We start from the raw sequence: 17,958 nt of genomic DNA on the forward strand, positions 1-17,958 counted from the left end.
AGACCTCCGATGTTCAAGGTGCGCGTGATCCCATGCCTCGACGTCAAGGACGGACGGGTCGTCAAGGGCGTCAATTTCGTCGACCTGCGCGATGCCGGCGATCCCGTCGAGGCGGCGATCGCCTATGACGCCGCCGGTGCCGACGAGCTCACCTTCCTCGACATCACGGCGACCCATGAGAACCGCGGCATCATGCTCGACGTGGTCCGCCGCACGGCGGAGGCCTGCTTCATGCCCGTGACCGTCGGCGGTGGCGTGCGCGAGGTCGACGACATCAAGACGCTGCTGCGCGCCGGTGCCGACAAGGTCTCGATCAACAGCGCCGCGGTGTCGCGACGCGAGTTCGTCAAGGAAGCGGCCGAAAAATTCGGCGAGCAGTGCGTGGTGGTCGCGATCGACGCCAAGCGGGTCAAGCGCGCGGGCGGCGGCGACCGCTGGGAGATATTTACCCATGGCGGCCGCAATTCGACCGGCATCGACGCGATCGAATATGCCCAGGAAGTGGTCTCGCTCGGCGCCGGTGAAATCCTGCTGACGTCGATGGACCGCGACGGCACCAGGCAGGGTTTCGACATCCCGCTGACCCGGGCGATCGCCGACAGCATTCCCGTTCCTGTGATCGCCTCGGGTGGCGTCGGCAATCTCGACCATCTCGTCGACGGTATTCGCGAGGGGCATGCCACGGCCGTGCTGGCCGCCTCGATCTTCCATTTCGGGGAATTTACCATCCGCGAGGCCAAGGAGCACATGGCGCGGCGCGGCCTGCCGATGCGCCTCGATGCCTGACGACTCCCGCCCCCAAAAATGCTACACAGGCCGACGGGGAATGGCCTCCGCGGCCAAGTGTGCCGACAAGCGTGTTTCCGAGTAAGTCCGATGCCGCGTTTCACGATCCACGATCTGGCCGAGACCATCGACGCCCGCGCCGCGGCCGGAGGCGAGGTCTCCTATACCCGCAAGCTCCTGGACAAGGGCGCCGAGCATTGCGCCAAGAAGTTCGGTGAGGAAGCAGTCGAAACCGTAATCGCAGCAGTCGAAAACGATCGCGATCATCTGATCGCCGAAGGTGCCGATCTGCTCTATCACTTCCTTGTGCTGCTCAAGGCGCGCGGGATAAAATTGGAAGAGGTCGAGGCCGCGCTGGAAAAGCGGACCACGATGTCAGGGTTGGAAGAGAAAGCGTCGCGCAAGGGCAGCTAACGGAGAGGTGGCGTCATGGATATCCGCGCACCCGAGCAACAGTATAATCCGTACCGCGTCTATACCCGCGAGGAGTGGGCGCGGCTGCGCGACGACACGCCGATGACGCTGGAGCCGGGCGAGTTCGACCGGCTGCGCTCGCTGCACGATCGCCTCGACTTGCAGGAGGTCGAGGACATCTATTTGCCGCTGTCGCGCCTGTTGTCGATCTATGTCGACGCGATGCAGCGGCTGTATTACGCGGAGCGCCAGTTCCTCAACATCCGCGACCGCAAGATGCCCTACATCATCGGCGTCGCCGGCTCGGTTGCGGTCGGGAAATCCACCACGGCCCGCGTGCTCCAGGCGCTGCTGGCGCGCTGGTCGCCGCGCCCGAAGGTGGACCTGATCACGACCGACGGTTTTCTGTACCCGAATGCCGTGCTCGACCGGCAGGGGATCATGCAGAAGAAGGGTTTTCCGGAGAGCTACGACCTGCCGCTGCTGCTCGGCTTCCTCTCCGACATCAAGGCCGGACGCCGCCACGTCCGCGCGCCGGTCTATTCACATCTGACCTACGACATCGTGCCGAACCAGTGGGTGGAGATCGACCAGCCCGACATTTTGATCGTCGAGGGCGTCAACGTGCTGCAAACCGGCAAATTGCCGCGTGACGGCAAGGCGGTGCCCGTGGTCTCCGACTTCTTCGATTTCTCGGTCTATATCGACGCCGACGAAGCGGCGCTGCGGCGCTGGTACATCAAGCGCTTCCTGGCGCTGCGCGACACCGCGTTCACCAATCCCAAATCCTACTTCAACCGCTATGCGCTGCTGTCCGACGAGGAGGCCACTGCGACCGCGATCGCGATCTGGGAGCGCACCAACCTCGCCAATCTCGAGGACAACATCCTGCCGACCCGCCCCCGCGCGACGCTCATCCTGAAGAAGGGCGCCGACCACGTGGTGGAGAGCGTGGCGCTGCGGCGGCTGTAAGCGCGAGGGCTCCGTGGTCGCCCGTCACGCCGCGTAACGGGTCAATTCCGGACCTCCTGTCGTCGCTCTTTCGAGTCGACGAAGATGTGCCAGGCCGTCAGAAACATGGCGGCGACGAGCGGGCCGATGACGAAGCCGTTCGCTCCGAAGGCCGCAAGGCCACCCAGGGTGGCGAGCAGCACGACATAGCTTGGCATCCGGATCGACTGGCCGACCAGGACAGGGCGGAGAAAGTTGTCGGCAAGACCGATCACGAAGGTGCCGAAAGCGAGCAGGATCACTCCCTTCGTGACGGCGCCGGCCACGAGCAAATAGAGGCCGACCGGAACCCAGACCAGCGCGGAGCCGAGCACCGGCAGGAGCGAAAGCATCGCCATGAGGGCGCCCGCCAGCAGCGGCGCAGTGAGGCCGAGCAGCCAGAAGATCAGCCCGCCAAGCGCGCCCTGGATCAGGGCAACCAGGATGATCCCCTTGATCGTCCCGCGAACCGCCTGGGTGAACGCATCCAGAATCTCGGCGGTGTGGCTCGCCCGCAGCGGCAGCGCATCGCGGATGCGTGCGTTCAGCTCGTCACCGTCGCGCAGGAAAAAGAACAGCAGGTACAGCATCACCAGCAGGCTTGCGACGAACTCCAGCGTCAACTGACCGATGTTGATCGCATGCCCGGCCAATTGTTGGCCGGCCGGGACGACCAGACTCGACAGGCGCTCTTTCAAGGCCGACAGATCGATGCCGGCCAGGCGATCCGACATGGAGGCAGCCCAGTCGGGCAGCGCGGATTTCAGTTGCTGCAGGGGATGAGCGAGACTGATCTCTCCGGTCTGGACGCGCTGATACAGCTCCCCTCCCTGGTTGACGAGCGAAGCGATCACGATCCCCACGGGGATCAAGACCATGACGACCACGACGACGACGGTGGTAAATGCGGCGAGGTTGCGCCATTCCGGGAACGTTTCCAGGCAGCGTCGATAGAGTGGCGCGAAGATGATCGCCAGCAGCGTGGCCCACAACAATGCGCCGGTGAACGGCCAAAGCACCCAGCCGAACGCCACGGAGATCGCGCCGAGCAAAACCAGGAATGAGCGGTCTTCCGATGTTCTCACGTGTCGCCGGCCTTCCCATCGCTACTCACGGACGTTGGTATCACAGGACTGTGGCCGGGCGGCAAGTCATGCCCGCCGCGCCGGCGGCCGGGTTGAATGCGATCTGTCACCTGCCGGTCTTCGCACTCCAGTCCGCAGGCTTGATGCGCCCCGCAAAGGCGGCGGGGCCGGAGCCGCTGGCCTTGTAGACGAAGGCTTCGCCTTCCTGGACGTCGCCGGCGTCCTTGCCAAAGGCATCGGCAATGTTCGTCTTGTGGGTGACCAGGAACGTGTTGGTGCCGGCCTTCGGAGGCGTATCGACGAGCTGACGCACGGCCTGTCCCGCCTTTGCATTTGCACCGGTCGGGTTTGCCATTCCCGACGCGCTGGCATTGCTGCTGTCCGTCAACGCATCGACCGGCTTGACCTCGCGGCCGGAGATCAGCTTGCCGGCCTCGATCGCGCGGTTCAGCCGGCTGGTGTAGACATCGCCGATCGGGATCGCGAGCTCCTTGATCGCCGTTGCGATCTGGCGCGCTGCATCCCTGCCCTTGTCACTGAGCTGACGCTGGGCGCTCATGTCGTCGAACTTGAAGGGATAGACGTCCTTCTGGCTGTCGTCGGTGGCGGTGTGCCGAAAGACCAGGACGTAGCCGCCTTGCTTGAGCGATGAGATCAGCTCCGGCGTATCGGCTGCGGCGTATCCGGAGAGGCCAGCAAAAAGGGCGGCGACTGCGAGGCGGCAAAGCAAGTTCATGCGCGAAATCCTCTATCGCAAATGCCCCCCGAGGATGGTGACGCGCAACACGGTCGATTTCAATTATCGAATGCCTGACAGGATGAGGTTCCCGTGAAATTCTGGATCAGACCGTCAGATGTCGTGACGCCGCAAGCCCGGCCAGCGCCTCATCCAGCTTTTCGCGGTCGAGCGGCTTGATCAGGAATCCGTTCATGCCCGCCTCGAAGCAGGCATAGCGATCCTCCACCAGTGTGTTGGCGGTGAGCGCGAGGATCGGGGTGTGATGGCCGCCGGCGGCGGCTTCATGCGCGCGGATGCGCTTGGTCGCCTCGATGCCGTCGAGCTGCGGCATCTGGATGTCCATCAACACGAGATCATAGGGCGTGCCGGCCGATGAGGCGCCGAGCCAGGATTCCAGCGCGGCCTCGCCATGGACGGCGATGACGACGCGGTGGCCGAGCTTGGTCAGCAGCGAGCGCATCAGCAGCGCGTTGATCTCGTTGTCCTCTGCGACGAGGACCGAGAGGCCTTTTGCCGGCGTTCCGATCGCGGCGGGTTCGACAGGCTCCGGCGCGAGGTGAGGCGAGGCGACCTCCGGCGTCTGCGCAAGGCGTGCGGCGAGCGAGGCCGCGCGCAGCGGCTTCACCAGAAAGCCGGTGAAGGCCGGCGACAGCTTTTCATGACGCGAGCCCGACGTCAGCAGCACAAGCCGTTGCAGCGCATGGGCGCGGGCCACTTCGCCGAGCCGGTCGGCAGCGGCGGGATCGATCGCGCGATCAATCAGCACCGCATGCCAGGAGCGTTCCGGCAGCAGCGCTTCCGCCACGGCGGCATCGGTCACCAGGCAGGTCTGGCTGCCCCAGCGCTCCAGGCGCCGCGCGATCAGCGAGGCCTCGATGCCCTCGGCGATCAGGAGGATCGACTTGCCCGTGAGGTCGGGACTCGGGAACGCGGTCTGCCCCGCGCCGGCCAGCGATGGCGCGAGCGGCACCGCGACCTCGAAGGTCGAGCCCTTGCCCGGCTCGCTCGTGAGCGTGATCCGGCCGCCCATGCGCTTGACGATGCGCTCGCTGATGGCAAGGCCGAGCCCGGTGCCGCCATAGGTGCGCGCGACGCGCTCGTCGGCCTGCTCGAATTCGCGGAAGATGCGTTGCTGCGCGTCGGCTGCGATGCCGATGCCGGTGTCGCGGACCAGGAAGCTGATCTCGTTCGGCCAGATGCCGGGCTCGACGATCAGCGCCACGCCGCCGCTTGCGGTGAACTTGATGGCGTTGCCTGCGAGGTTGAGCAGCACCTGGCGCAGCCGCGCGGCGTCGCCGACGACTTCCAGCGGCAGGCGCTCGTCGACATAGGCGGCGATCTCGAGCGTCTTGGCCTGCGCGCGGGGCGCCAGCAGCTCGGTGATCTCCTCGATCAGGGTCGAGAGCGCGAAGGGGCGCTGCTCGAGGTCGAGCTTGCCGGCTTCGATCTTGGAATAATCGAGCAGCTCCTCGATCAGCGCCATCAAGGCTTCGCCGGAGGTTTTCACGGCCTTCGCGTAGGTCGCCTGCTCCGGCGTCAGCGTGGTGTCGAGCAAGAGGCCGCCCATGCCGATGATGCCGTTCAGCGGCGTACGGATCTCGTGCGAGGCCATCGCGAGGAAGCGCGATTTGGCGCGGTTGGCGGCGTCGGCCTGGTCGCGGGCATCGGACAGCGCGCGTTCCGTCTCGGTGCGGTCGGTGACGTCGCGCCCTACACTCTGCAATTCGGCGGGCTGGCCGGCATCGAGCCGGACATAGCCTTCGCGCCAGGCAATCCAGCGCGCGCCGAGCGGCGTGGCGATCCTCTGGTCGTGGATGCGCGTGCCGTTGCTCTCGCGGGCGCTGTCGCCCTGCTCCAAAACGTCGAAATCGAAGCGCGTGCCGACCAGCGCGCCGCGCGCCTGTCCCGCGAGCGTGCAATAGGCGTCGTTGGCAAAGGTGATGCGGCCGCTTGTGTCGCGCAGCACGATCAAATCGCCCTGCTGTTCGAACAGGCTGCGGGCGCGTTCCTCGGCTTCTTTCAGCTCCCAATTGCGGTCGATCAGCGCCTCGTTGTGGGCAGCGAGCGTGCGCAGCCGCTTGTTGACGAAGCGCAGCCGCATGCTGAGCGTGGCAAGGCCAAGGCAGGCGAGCGCGAACAGGAAGCTCGCGCCGACCGCAAAGGTGTTGGGATCGTAGCCGGAATTTTCCGAGCGGCTGCCGGTGACGAAGCCATAGGCGCCGCCGAACGTCGCCGAGAAGATCATGAAGGAGCGGATCGCGAAGGCAATTCTGGGATGCCGTCGCCTGAAGCGGCGCATGCGCACCTTGATCCGGAACGTCCGACCCATCGCCACCCCGACTCTCTTCCGAAACCCCGTCATCGCCGTGTGCGACGATGTCCCGCCGACCTTGCGAACAGCTTGAGGCTCTGGGTCCGCCTCCAAACAGGGTTGACGAGGTGTTAACGCCTCAGAGCATGATCCGGAAAAGTGTGCAGCGGTTTTCCGGAAAGAACATGCTCAAACAACGACCTGAAGCGCGATGCATCGCGCTTCAGAGCGAGGCGGCTTGAAGCGGGAACGGGCGGTGACCGTCGTGGGCGCCGACGATCAGTGCCGCCGCCTCGCGCTGCGAGAACGTCTTCGAGCGCACATAGATGCGATAGTCGGCCGGCCCGTCGGTGGAGAGGTAGATCACCGGTCCGCCATCGACCGGCTGCGCGGCAATCGTGATGAGCCGGGTCTGCGGGCTGGCCTGGCAGGAGTCTGGCTCGGAGCCGAGACCGTCGTCCACCACCGTGAAATCCGCACCGTTGGCATCGTCGGTGATCTGGACCCTGACCGTGGCCCGCGACGGATCGTCGGTGAAGGCGACATGGACGCCGGCAGTCCAGAACAGCGATGTCAGCTCGACGGAGGTATCGCCCAGGGCGATGCAGGGATGCGAGACCGATCCGATCTCTGCGCGGGCAAACACCGCAGCCGCCAACAGGGGAACCACCGAGGCCAGGATCTTGAAACGCAACATGACACTCTACTCGCCGGGCCCGGGGAACTCGGATCGAGAACCCCAATTGGAACTCTTGGGCCTTATGGTTTGCAGAGCGTAAAGGAAACTCGTTACCGCCGGGTTGATGCGCGGCTCAGAGCTGAGGCCGAACCTGGCTAGGCGTGTTTGTGCGCCGGCCGCCCGAGCTCCGTGAGCTTCAAATAGCTGTTCTTGCCAAAGCTGATCGCCCACAGGGACGCCCAGGCGCCCCACCTATTCCTCACCTCGATCTCGACCGTTTCGCCAGGGGCGGTGCGAACGATGAGCGGTTGGCTCCTGCCCCAATCAATGCTTGCCTGGATCGTGCAGGTGCCAGCCGGAACCGTGATCTCCAACGCATCGTTCCGCGCGATCTTCCCGACATTCGTACCGTTGACCCAGAGCTCGTAGGATCTCAGCCAATCGGCGTATTGGGAAGGACGAACAAATCGGATGTTGCAGGCATTCGCATCGGTCATGGTTCTATCTCGGACAAAGTGATGTCTTGAGCAAGATGCCGCGGCGTATCGGTCACGCCATCTGGCGCACATCCTCCGCGAGTGCGCGGTAGGACAGCGCTTCGGCGAGATGCAGGCGGCCGATCTTGTCCGCGTTGTCGAGGTCGGCGAGCGTGCGTGCCACCCGCAGCACGCGGTGATAGCCGCGCGCCGACAGCCGCATGGACTCGGCGGCGTCGCGCAGCAGCTTCTGGCCTTGCGCGTCGGGCTTTGCGATCTCTTCCAGCACCGAAGCCGGCGCCTCGGCATTGGTGCGCACCTGCGGCAGGCCGATCTCCGCGTAGCGCGCCAGCTGGATGTCGCGCGCCGCGGCCACGCGCGCGGCGACCTCGGCTGAACCCTCCGCCGGCGGCGGCAGGATCAGATCGGCCGCGGTCACCGCGGGGACCTCGATGCGCAGATCGATGCGATCCATCAGCGGCCCCGAGATGCGCGCCTGGTAGTCGCCGGTGCAGCGATCGATGCGGCCGCGCTTGCAGGCATAGCCGGGCTCGAAGGCGTTGCCGCAGCGGCAGGGATTCATCGCCGCGACCAGCATGAAGCGGGCAGGGTAGGTGACGCGATGATTGGCGCGGGACACCGAGACCTCGCCGTTCTCCAGCGGCTGGCGCAGCGAATCCAGCACGCGCGGATCGAACTCCGGCAGCTCGTCGAGGAACAGCACGCCCTGATGCGCCAGCGAGATCTCGCCGGGTTTTGCGCGCATGCCGCCGCCGGTGAGCGCGGCCATGCTGGCGGAATGATGCGGCGAGCGGAATGGCCGCCGCGCCGTCAGCGCACCACCTTGGATCTCGCCGGCGACCGAGGCGATCATCGAGACCTCCAGCAGCTCGCCCGGCGACAGCGGCGGCAGAATCGAGGGCAGGCGCGCCGCCAGCATCGATTTGCCGGCGCCGGGTGCGCCGATCATCAAGAGGTGATGGCCGCCGGCGGCCGCGATCTCCAGCGCCCGCTTGGCGCTCTCCTGGCCCTTGATGTCGCGCAGGTCGAGCGTGGAGGCGGCGACCTCGTGCACTTTCGGCGAGGGCCGCGACAGCACCTGGGTGCCCTTGAAATGGTTGGCGATCTGGATCAGCGAACTTGCCGCGATGATCTGAATGTCCGGGCTCGCCCACGCCGCTTCGGAGCCGCAGGACGCCGGACAGATCAAGCCTTCCTCGCGTACATTGGCGCCGATCGCGGCGGGAAGAACGCCGGCCACCGGCGCGATCGAGCCGTCGAGCCCGAGCTCGCCGAGCACCGTGAAACCGGTCAGCGCATCCGGCGGGATCGCGCCGATTGCCGCCATCAGCCCGAGTGCGATCGGCAGGTCGTAATGGCTGCCCTCCTTGGGCAGATCGGCCGGCGCCAGATTGACGATGATCCGCCGCGCCGGCAGCGCCAGGCCCGAAGCGATCAGCGCCGCGCGCACCCGCTCGCGCGCCTCCGACACGGCCTTGTCAGGCAGGCCGACGATGGCAAAGGCCGGCAGGCCCGGCGCAACCTGCACCTGCACGTCGACCGCGCGGGCCTCGATCCCCTCAAAGGCGACGGTAGAAACCCGCTGAACCATGCCCGAACCAGCCTGCCTTTCCTGCACAATCGAGGGTAGCAGAGCCGGCTAATCTCCGCAAGAACAATACGGGAACATATTTGGCGCCGTGCAAGTCCTAACCAGCCGTAAACGCGGTGCGGACACTACGCCTCGAATGCGAGCGGCTGTCCTCAGCACATTCCAACGAATGTTCGCTACTTCTAGAGCTGCGGGATGGGCCGTGATCTAACGGGTGAACAATTCAAATGCTTGCAAATCGCCGCAGAAGCGAACGTCGGGTGTGCACGCGGCTCGCCAAGATTCATTTTGGCGCGGGGTCGCTGCCGCGGGACTGCACGATCACCGATATCTCGGACGGGGGCGTGAAAGTGGTGGCGGAATTTCTCGAAGTGCCGCCGCAATTCACCATCATCTTCGCGCCGGACTATTCCCGCCAGTGTCGCCTGCGCTGGCGCATCGGCTGCGAATTCGGTGCCGAATTCACCGATTGAACGAACATGATCCGGAAAAGTGTGAAGCGGTTTTCCGATAAGATCATGTTCAAACAATAGATCCTGAGCATCCGCGTCCTTAACGGGACTTTAGCGTTAATCGGCAAGCATCTCTGATCAGTCGCCGAGTGATCAGAGTATGTCCAAGCGTTCGTCCGTTGCCTCTTCCCCGGCGAGATATCTGTTTTCCGCGTTTCTGGTCCTTGCCCTCGGCGGCTGTCAGACCATTGGCGTCGAGGACGTCACCGGTGCGCTCGGCGGCAAGTCGGACACGGCTGCAAAGGCCGATCCCAAGACGGACATGGACGCCCTGCGCGAGCGCTACCGCGCCAAGCCCAGCGATCCCAGCATTGCGCTCGACTACGGCAAGGCGCTGCGCGAGACCGGCCAGCGCGCCCAGGCGGTCGCGGTGCTCGAGCAGGCCGTGCTCGCCCATCCCAGCAACAGGGCGCTGCTCGCCGGTTACGGCCGCGCGCTCGCTGACAACGGCAATTTCCAGCAGGCGTTCGACGTTCTGGGCCGCGCGCATTCGCCTCAGGATCCCGACTGGCGGATCCTGTCGGCGCAGGGGGCGGCGCTCGATCAGCTCGGCCGCAACGAGGAAGCGCAGCAATATTACGCGAGCGCGCTAAAGATCGTGCCAGACGAGCCGCAGGTTCTGTCCAATCTCGGCCTGTCCTACATGCTCCAGAACAATCTGCCGCGGGCCGAACAGGTGCTCGGCCGCGCCCATCAGCGCAATCAGAACGATGTGCGGATCCGTGCCAATCTCGCGCTCGTGCTGGGATTGCAAGGCCGCGAGGCCGAGGCTGAAATCCTCGTGAAGGCCGATTTGCCGCCGGACCAGGCCGCGGCCAAGGTCGCGGCGCTGCGGCAATTGCTGGCGAAGAAGCAGCAGCGGGCCGAGAAGTAACCCGCCGCGTCTCGTCCCGAGGCGTCTTGTCCCAGGACTTGTCTTAGGACGTCTTGTCTTAGGACGTCCTCTTCTAGGACGTCTTGCCTCCGAACGCGTTGCCTCAGGACGCCTTGCGATGCGGGGCGGAGGCGCGACCGGACCGGCCCTTCAGCTTCTTCAGGAGCGGTCCGAGCAGCGATCGCTTCGGCTTCTTCACCTCGCCGCGCCCGGCAAGGCGGTTCGCCATGTTCTGGAACAGCTCGGTGGTGCGGTGGCTCTTGGAGACCTCCGCGATCATCTGGCCGTTGTTGGCCGCGGTCGAGAACAGCTTCGAATCGAACGGGATCACCGCGATCGGCTGGCTCTCCATGGTCTTGGCGAACGATTTGACGTCGATCTCCGCGCGCTTGTGCATGCCGACCTGGTTGATGCAGTACAGCGGCGGCCGGTCGTTCGGCCGCGCCGCCTTCAGCACGGTCAGCATGTTCTTGGTGTTGCGGAGGTTGGCGAGATCGGGCTCGGCCACGATCACGATGTCGTCGGCATTGACCAGCGCGCGCCGCGCCCAGCCCGACCATTGGTGGGGAACGTCGAGCACGATGCAGGGTGTGGTCATGCGCAGCGTGTCGAAGATCGCATCGAACGCTTCGGCGCCGAAATCGTAGACCCGGTCAAGCGTGGCAGGCGCGGCCAAGAGGCTGAGGCGCTCGGTGCATTTGGCGAGCAGCCGCTCCATCAGCGCCGTGTCGGGCCGGTCCTGCGACAGCACCGCGTTGGCGATGCCCTGCACCGGGTCCTGATTGTAGTCGAGGCTCGCGGTGCCGAAGGCAAGGTCGAGATCGATCACGACGGAATCGAGCGCGAGGTCGCGGGCGATGGTCCAGGCGACATTGTGCGCGACGGTGGAGGCTCCGACGCCGCCCTTGGCGCCGACCACCGCGATGACGCGGCCGGTGATGATGGCCTCGGACGCCGAGAACAGGCTGCAGATCGAGCGGACCACGTCGAGCGTTTCGACCGGTCCCACCACATAGTCGTTGACGCCGCGGCGCACCAGCTCGCGATAGGGCGCCGTGTCGTTGGGATTGCCGATCACGACGACGCGGGTGCCGGGATCGCAGACGCCGGCGAGGTCGTCGAGGCCTTCGAGGATGTCGCGCGTGCCGTCGGATTCGATCACGATCACGTTCGGCGTCGGCATCGATTCATAGACTTCGATCGCCGCGGCGAGGCCGCCTTCCTTGGCGGTGAGATGCGCCTTGGCGAGCCGGCGATCCTGCCCCGCCGCGGTCACCGCGGCGAGCGTCTGGTCGGTCTCGCAAAACGCCTGCACGGAGATGCGCGGAACCGGCGCAATGTGCTCATCGGGGTGCCGCGGGTCGTCTACGTCTTCGTCGTTGAGGCTTGTCATTTGCCGGTGTCGCTGAGTTTGGCCTTCTCGGCGTCGGGATTGGGGCTCGCGATTGGCTGGCCCTTGCGATAGCGCTCGAACGCGATGTCGCGCCGTGCGGTATAGACCGGCGTTTCGGACCGCGGCTGCTCGAGGTCGGCCGGGTTGTCGATCATTGCCGCCAGATTGCGCTGGCTGGCGCAGCCCAGATTGAAATACGGCTGGTTCTCGTTGTAGCCTGGGTCGAGGATGGACGGACCGACGTCTTCCGGCCACTGCCCGCAGGGACCGGCAACCGCCGCGATCCGGGAATAGCTCAGGCGGATGGTGGGCAGCAGCCCGGGATCCTCGGGGCGATAGGGATGCTGCACGATAGCGCGCGACGGCACGCCGCCGGATGCGAGCACGGAACGGATTTCGTGATAGGCCGCCGACGCGGCGCGCGCATTCGCAGTGTTGATCGGTACGTCGACGATGACGGAGCCGGTGCCTTCGCGCACCCAGTCCCGGGCGATGCCCGCGACGTCCGAATGCTGCGCGGCCGAGAGCCCGCCTCTGGCCTTGCCGACGAAGATCACGATCGACTTCCTGGCTTCCTGCACCGCGATCGGATGGCGCTGGCGGTAGTCGGTCGGCACCGTCTGGGTGACGATCTCGCCGGTGGTGTTGCATGCGCCCAGCATGACGGAGAGCCCCGTCAGCGCCAGCGCGGCGCTCAATTTGCGACGTCGATCGGCTGTCGTCTTCGTCATCGCTCGATCCCCTATTGCCCCGTTCCCCAAGCCGTCCGTTCGTCTCAGTCGATGATGAAGCCGAAGTCGCCGGGCATGCCGCTGATCGGATCGGCGCGGCGCGCGATGCCGTAGAGGCGGTTCATGCGGCCGAGCAGCGCGGTCTGCGCGTCGGAGGCCGGCGCGAAGCCGTCGTCGGGCCGCGACAATTCCTTCTGAGCGACCGCGCGCACCACATAGGGCGTCACGATCACCATCAGCTCGGTCTCGTTGTTGACGTAGTCCTGGCTGCGGAACAGCGCGCCGAGGATCGGCACCTGGTCGACGCCCGGCAGGCCGTTGATCGCCTGCTTGGTGTGCTGCTGGATCAGGCCGGCCATCGCCATCGAGCCGCCCGAGGGAATTTCCAGCGTCGTCTCGGCGCGGCGGGTCTGGATCGAGGGGATGGTGATCGAGTTGGTCGTGGTCGACGACACCGCCTGCGTCACGGTGATCGCCTGCTGGTTCGACAGCTCCGAGACCTCGGTCATCACCCGCAGGCTGATCCGGCCCTCGCTCAGCACGACCGGCGTGAAGTTCAGGGAGATGCCGAACTTCTTGTAGGTGATCTGGGTGGTGCAGACATGGGTGACGGGATCGCAGGCGTAACCCGACGGAATCGGAAATTCGCCGCCCGCGATGAAGGTCGCGGATTCGCCCGAGATCGCGGTCAGGCTCGGCTCGGCCAGGGTGCGCATCACGCCGGCGGTTTCCATCGCGCGCATGGTGGCGCTGACCGTGGCAACGCCCTTGGCGAGGCCGGCGACACCGAGCCCGTTGCTCCCGACCAGCGGGCCGCCGGACACCGAGAACGGATTGGAGTTGTTGAAGTTCACGACCGCGGTGCCGGCGTTCAGGCTGGCGCTGAGATCGACGCCGAGCTGCTTGACGATGTCACGGCGCATTTCGCCGACCACGACCTTGAGCATCACCTGGTCGCGGCCGCGCACCACGATGTTGTTGACGACCTTGTCGGCGCCGCCGACCAGCTTGGCGGCAACGTCGCCGGCCTGCTGCGCCTCGACCGGGCTAGACACCGAGCCGGTCAGCATCACGCTGTCGCCGACGCCTTCGATCTGCACGCCCGGCAGCGACTGCCGCAGCGCCGAACGCATGCCGTTGAGGTCGCGCTTCACCGCGATGTCGTAGGCGGCGACCTGCTGGCCGTCGGCGGTGAAGAACACGACGTTGGTCTGGCCGACCTGGCCGCCGATGATATAGGCGCGCTGGGCCGAGCGGATCACCGCGTTGGCGATCTTGGGATCGGCCACCAGCACGTCCTTGACCTCGCGCGGCAGGTCGATGACCACCGATTTGCCCACACCAAGTGAGAGAAAACGCGTCTTCGCCGGTGCGATCGTCCCGACCGACGTCACGCCGAGATCGGGCACCTGCATCGGCGCCTGGTCGCCGACCGGCGCATCTGCGGCGCTGACCAGATCAGGAGCTGCGAGCAGCCCCAGCATCAGCATCGCCCCCGTCCAGAACGTGCGCGCGCGATTCCCCCGAATGCGCAGGCCCGTCCGATCATCCCCGTAGTTCATGCTATCCCCATCACTTCTGTGACGTCAGTTGCCGTGCCTGCACCCCGTAGCGGATCACATTCACCCCGCCGGAATGCTTGATCGCCTGGTCCTCGGCCGTGAGCTCGGTTGCGTTGGCATCGACGATGCTCCGCAGCGCAAGCTGGAGCGTGCCGCCCTGGCGCGCTGCGGCGAGCGCTGCGACCTGGTCCGGCTTGAGCTCGAGCGTCACGGTCTTGCCGAGCACGGCGTTCTGGCCGTCCTTTTCCTTCGGGGCCTGGTCGATCGCGAGCACGCGGATGTTGCTCAGGAGGACCTCGGACAGGATGAGGTCGTTGCCGCCGGTCGCGCCGCTGGCGTCGGGATTCTTCAGGCGGCGCGTCAGGATGATGTCGACGCGGTCGTTCGGCAGGATGAAGCCGCCGGCGCCGGTCTCGGCTGAAATCTCGGTGGAAACGGCCCGCATGCCCGATGGCAGGATCGCGGCCATGAAGCCGGAGCCCTCGGCTCTGACCAGCTTCTGCTCGCGGATCGGCTCGCCCTGCATCAACGGCACGCGTGCGATCGAGCCGGCGATCTGGGTCTGCGCCTCGGGCCGGCTGTCGCGGCGGATGAAGGCGCTGCTGGCGGTGGCTGCCGGCCATGACTGCCATTGCAGGTCGTCGGGCTTCACGGCCTGGCCGAGCTGAATGTCGTTCTTCGCGACGAGAACCTCGACCGTCGGCAGCTTCTCGGCGACGGGAAGGACGGGCGCGGGTTTGTTGTCGTAGCCGCTCGCCAGATACGCAGCGACGCCGCCGGCGCCGAGCGCGATGACGAGAACGACAATCCGTGCGGTATTCATACGCCTCTACTCTTACGCGGGGCACGCGAACCGCACGTGGCGGGTTCCCCCGTGTCGATGAGTAGGGAGTAAAAGTATAAGGGGTGTTGCGAGGCCGAGTGTGATGGCCGGTGACGATGCTCGTTCTGGGCAGATGGTGAACGTGGCGTTATCTAGTCGGCCAGCGGCCCCGTAGATTCACGCAAGGCAGCAGACACGTTCGGACACGAAGCGCCGCGTCATGGTGAATGGGTGGTTAGTGATGCGTGGGGCGCAGCGTCGCCAAGGCGATGAGACGGAAGCAACGCGCCCCACCATCAGTGTCGTCCCGGCGAAGGCCGGGACCCATACCGCGTGATCTCTCGATTGTAGAAGGTAGAAATACCAACGACGAGTCTTCGCCAAACTTCTCCCTGTGGTTATGGGTCCCGGCCTTCGCCGGGACGACGTTGGGGAGAGATCGCGGACGATACGAACGCGGCCACCGTGGACGCTTACTTCGCCCGCTTCTGCTCGATCACATCCCAGACCTTCGCCGCAACATCTGGGCCGCCGAGCCGCGCGATGGCGCGGATGCCCGTGGGTGATGTCACGTTGATCTCGGTGAGGTTGCCGTTGATGACGTCGATGCCGACGAACAGCAGGCCGCGCTCGCGCAGCGCCGGGCCGACGGTGGCGCAGATCTCGCGCTCGCGGGGCGTCAGCTCGGTCTCCTGCGCGGCGCCGCCGCGCACCATGTTGGAGCGAAGGTCGTCGGCGGCGGGCACGCGGTTCACCGCGCCGGCGAACTCGCCATTGACCAGGATGATGCGCTTGTCGCCGTGCCTCACCTCGGGGATGAACTGCTGGATCACCCAGGCTTCCTTGAAGGTGACCGAGAACATGTCGAACAGCGAGCCGAAATTCATGTCCTGCGGCATCACGCGGAACACCGCCGCGCCGCCATGGCCGTGCAGCGGCTTCATCACGACGGCGCCGTGCTTGTCCCGGAACGCGTTGATCTCGTCGGGGTCGCGCGAGATCAGCGTCGGCGGCATCAGCTGCGGAAAGTTCATCACGAACAGCTTTTCCGGCGCGTTGCGCACCGAGGCCGGATCGTTGACGACCAGCGTCTTCGGATGGATCCGCTCCAGGAAGTGCGTCGAGGTGATGTAGGCGAGATCGAACGGCGGGTCCTGGCGCAGCAGCACCACGTCGAAGCCGTTCAGCGCCTCGCGCTTGGGCTCGCCGAGGGTGAAATGGTTGCCGGGCTCGTCCCGCACGGTGAGGAGCTGGACGGGCGCGACGATCTCCTCGCCGACCATCGAGAGCTTGTCGGGTGTGTAATAGGACAGGCCATGGCCGCGCTTCTGCGCTTCCAGCAGCAGCGCGAAGGTGGAATCGCCCTTGATGTTGATGCGGGCGATGGGGTCCATCTGGACGGCGACGTTCAGTTTCATGGTCTGCCTTTCAGGTCGAGGCGTCGAATGCCGCCAACACATGGCGTGGAAGTGAGCGCGGCGCAATCAGCATGGCGTCGAATCGCAATTCGAATTCGGCATGCTCGGGATGCGCTACGAGCCAGCCTTGCGCGGCATTGATGATGCGCTGCTGCTGGCGCGGCGTCACGGCATAGGCAGCCTCATCAAGGCTGGGGCGGGCCTTGACCTCGACAAAGGCGATCAAATTGCGCCGGCGCGCCACGAGGTCGATCTCGCCATGCGGGGTGCGATAGCGTTTGGCGAGGATGCGATAGCCCTTGGCCATGAGATAGGCGGCGGCGCGGCTTTCGGCGGAGATGCCGGTGCGGAACGCGGCGACGCGCTCGGGCGAGGCGACTTTCGGTTCCGCGCCCTCAGTCTTCGCCATCGCCGCCCCGCAAATCTTTTGCGAGCTCGAGCGCGCGGGCATAGACCTCGCGCCGCGGCCGGCCCGACAGCGCGACGGCATGGGCGACGGCGTCCTTGACGCTGTGCGTGGCCAGCTGCGCGCGCAGCAGATCGTCGAGCGCATCCGATGTCAGCATTTCAGCATCCGCCGCAGGCGGTGCGATCACCAGCACGAATTCGCCGCGCGTCTCCAGCCCCTCAGCGTCGCGCGCCAGGTCGCTCAGCGTCGCGCGCGAAATCTCTTCATGCAGCTTGGTCAGCTCGCGGCAGATCGCGGCCTCGCGCGTCCCCATGATCTCGGCGAGCTCGGCGAGCGTGTCCCGCACGCGGTTGCCGGACTCGAACATCACCAGCGTCGCATCGATGCGCGCAAGCTCGGCAAGGCGCGATTTTCGCGCGGCTGATTTCGACGGCAAAAAGCCTTCGAAGAAGAAGCGGTCGGTCGGCAGCGCCGCGACCGATAGCGCCGCCAGCACCGAGGAGGGGCCGGGCAGCGCGTAGACGGCATATCCGGCCGCGCAGACCTCGCGCACCAGCTTGTAGCCGGGGTCCGAGATCAGCGGCGTGCCGGCATCCGATACCAGCGCGATCGAGCCGCCCTGCGAAAGCCGCTCCAGGATCTTTGGACGCGCGGCTTCCGCGTTGTGCTCGTGATATTGCTTGAGCTGCGCGGAGATGTCGTAGCGCTCGGTCAGGCGCCGCGTGATGCGGGTGTCCTCGCAGGCGATGACATCGACCCCGGCGAGCGTCTGAAGCGCGCGCAGCGTGATGTCGCCGAGATTGCCGATGGGGGTCGCGACCAGATGGAGGCCCGCGGCCGCTTTCGGCGCTGCAAGACGCTGGGCATCGATGGAGAAGCCGCGCGGGGCGGCGTCTGTGCCTTCAGGCGTATTTATCGGGGCCGGCTTTGCGCGCATAATGAACCGAACTTAGGCATGATATCAGGGGCTGGGAACCGGTCCTCCGAAAAAGATCGCGGCTCGGCCAAGGGACAGGCAAGGACTGAAGAGGACTGGAATGTGATCCATCCGGCATCACATTCCCGAGGGAATGCAGCGTCAGCGCCATATTCGCGGCGGAAACGCCGCCTTGATGCTGGGTTGCGGACGGTGGACAGCTGGCCG

18 protein-coding genes are annotated in these 17,958 nt (G+C 65.8%); 5 read left to right on the forward strand and 13 right to left on the reverse strand.

Going from position 1 to position 17,958, the window contains the following annotated elements:
- The first annotated feature begins 9 nt into the window (after positions 1-9).
- From hisF to coaA, 3 genes are all read left to right on the forward strand, one after another.
- Positions 10-786 (forward strand): imidazole glycerol phosphate synthase subunit HisF, encoded by a 777-nt coding sequence (gene hisF / locus AC1RUR_RS29825; RefSeq protein WP_492850682.1) that lies wholly within the window; start codon positions 10-12, stop codon positions 784-786.
- Positions 787-876: 90 nt separating this feature from the next.
- Positions 877-1,200, forward strand: a complete 324-nt coding sequence (locus tag AC1RUR_RS29830) for a phosphoribosyl-ATP diphosphatase (RefSeq protein ID WP_492850684.1) — start codon at positions 877-879, stop codon at positions 1,198-1,200.
- Positions 1,201-1,215: 15 nt separating this feature from the next.
- Entirely contained in the window at positions 1,216-2,172 is a 957-nt protein-coding gene (gene coaA / locus AC1RUR_RS29835) for a type I pantothenate kinase (protein ID WP_492850685.1), read from the forward strand.
- A gap of 41 nt (positions 2,173-2,213) precedes the next feature.
- Here coaA and AC1RUR_RS29840 read toward each other — a convergent pair whose 3' ends face one another.
- From AC1RUR_RS29840 to AC1RUR_RS29865, 6 genes are all read right to left on the reverse strand, one after another.
- On the reverse strand, positions 2,214-3,224 hold the full coding sequence (locus AC1RUR_RS29840; RefSeq protein WP_492850686.1) for an AI-2E family transporter: 1,011 nt from the start codon (positions 3,222-3,224) through the stop codon (positions 2,214-2,216).
- 157 nt (positions 3,225-3,381) lie between these two features.
- Positions 3,382-4,011, reverse strand: coding sequence for a histidine phosphatase family protein (locus AC1RUR_RS29845; RefSeq protein ID WP_492850687.1), 630 nt, complete (start codon positions 4,009-4,011; stop codon positions 3,382-3,384).
- Between the two features lie 106 nt (positions 4,012-4,117).
- Entirely contained in the window at positions 4,118-6,343 is a 2,226-nt protein-coding gene (locus AC1RUR_RS29850) for a PAS domain-containing hybrid sensor histidine kinase/response regulator (protein WP_492850688.1), read from the reverse strand.
- A gap of 205 nt (positions 6,344-6,548) precedes the next feature.
- Positions 6,549-7,022 carry a hypothetical protein gene (locus AC1RUR_RS29855; protein ID WP_492850690.1) on the reverse strand — a complete coding sequence of 158 codons (474 nt, stop codon included), beginning with the start codon at positions 7,020-7,022 and terminating at the stop codon, positions 6,549-6,551.
- A 137-nt stretch (positions 7,023-7,159) separates the two neighbouring features.
- Positions 7,160-7,501, reverse strand: a complete 342-nt coding sequence (locus AC1RUR_RS29860) for a hypothetical protein (RefSeq protein ID WP_492850692.1) — start codon at positions 7,499-7,501, stop codon at positions 7,160-7,162.
- A gap of 52 nt (positions 7,502-7,553) precedes the next feature.
- Positions 7,554-9,092 carry a YifB family Mg chelatase-like AAA ATPase gene (locus tag AC1RUR_RS29865; RefSeq protein WP_492850694.1) on the reverse strand — a complete coding sequence of 513 codons (1,539 nt, stop codon included), beginning with the start codon at positions 9,090-9,092 and terminating at the stop codon, positions 7,554-7,556.
- Between the two features lie 227 nt (positions 9,093-9,319).
- On the opposite strand from AC1RUR_RS29865, the gene AC1RUR_RS29870 reads away from it, so the two are divergent.
- The gene (locus tag AC1RUR_RS29870; protein WP_027534981.1) at positions 9,320-9,565 is read left to right on the forward strand and encodes a PilZ domain-containing protein; all 246 of its coding nucleotides are present in this window, start codon (positions 9,320-9,322) and stop codon (positions 9,563-9,565) included.
- A gap of 139 nt (positions 9,566-9,704) precedes the next feature.
- Positions 9,705-10,478, forward strand: coding sequence for a tetratricopeptide repeat protein (locus tag AC1RUR_RS29875; protein WP_492850696.1), 774 nt, complete (start codon positions 9,705-9,707; stop codon positions 10,476-10,478).
- Between the two features lie 103 nt (positions 10,479-10,581).
- On the opposite strand, the gene AC1RUR_RS29880 is transcribed toward AC1RUR_RS29875, so the two are convergent.
- The 7 genes from AC1RUR_RS29880 to rsmI all read right to left on the reverse strand — a co-directional run bounded on the left by AC1RUR_RS29880 (position 10,582) and on the right by rsmI (position 17,751).
- Positions 10,582-11,871 carry a CpaE/TadZ family protein gene (locus tag AC1RUR_RS29880; RefSeq protein ID WP_492850698.1) on the reverse strand — a complete coding sequence of 430 codons (1,290 nt, stop codon included), beginning with the start codon at positions 11,869-11,871 and terminating at the stop codon, positions 10,582-10,584.
- Positions 11,868-12,602, reverse strand: coding sequence for a CpaD family pilus assembly protein (locus tag AC1RUR_RS29885; RefSeq protein WP_492850700.1), 735 nt, complete (start codon positions 12,600-12,602; stop codon positions 11,868-11,870). The genes AC1RUR_RS29880 and AC1RUR_RS29885 overlap by 4 nt, the downstream gene beginning before the upstream one ends.
- A gap of 44 nt (positions 12,603-12,646) precedes the next feature.
- On the reverse strand, positions 12,647-14,164 hold the full coding sequence (locus tag AC1RUR_RS29890; protein ID WP_492850702.1) for a type II and III secretion system protein family protein: 1,518 nt from the start codon (positions 14,162-14,164) through the stop codon (positions 12,647-12,649).
- 10 nt (positions 14,165-14,174) lie between these two features.
- A complete protein-coding gene (gene cpaB, locus AC1RUR_RS29895) occupies positions 14,175-14,987 on the reverse strand; it encodes a Flp pilus assembly protein CpaB (protein ID WP_492850704.1) in 813 nt (270 codons plus the stop codon).
- 473 nt (positions 14,988-15,460) lie between these two features.
- Positions 15,461-16,405: a glutathione synthase gene (gene gshB / locus AC1RUR_RS29900; RefSeq protein ID WP_492850706.1), complete on the reverse strand. Its 945-nt coding sequence runs from the start codon at positions 16,403-16,405 to the stop codon at positions 15,461-15,463.
- A 10-nt stretch (positions 16,406-16,415) separates the two neighbouring features.
- Positions 16,416-16,814: a YraN family protein gene (locus AC1RUR_RS29905; protein ID WP_492850708.1), complete on the reverse strand. Its 399-nt coding sequence runs from the start codon at positions 16,812-16,814 to the stop codon at positions 16,416-16,418.
- On the reverse strand, positions 16,801-17,751 hold the full coding sequence (gene rsmI / locus AC1RUR_RS29910; protein WP_492850710.1) for a 16S rRNA (cytidine(1402)-2'-O)-methyltransferase: 951 nt from the start codon (positions 17,749-17,751) through the stop codon (positions 16,801-16,803). The genes AC1RUR_RS29905 and rsmI overlap by 14 nt, the downstream gene beginning before the upstream one ends.
- Positions 17,752-17,958: the final 207 nt, after the last annotated feature.

The organism is Bradyrhizobium sp. GW821-FHT12B03 (assembly GCF_058807535.1).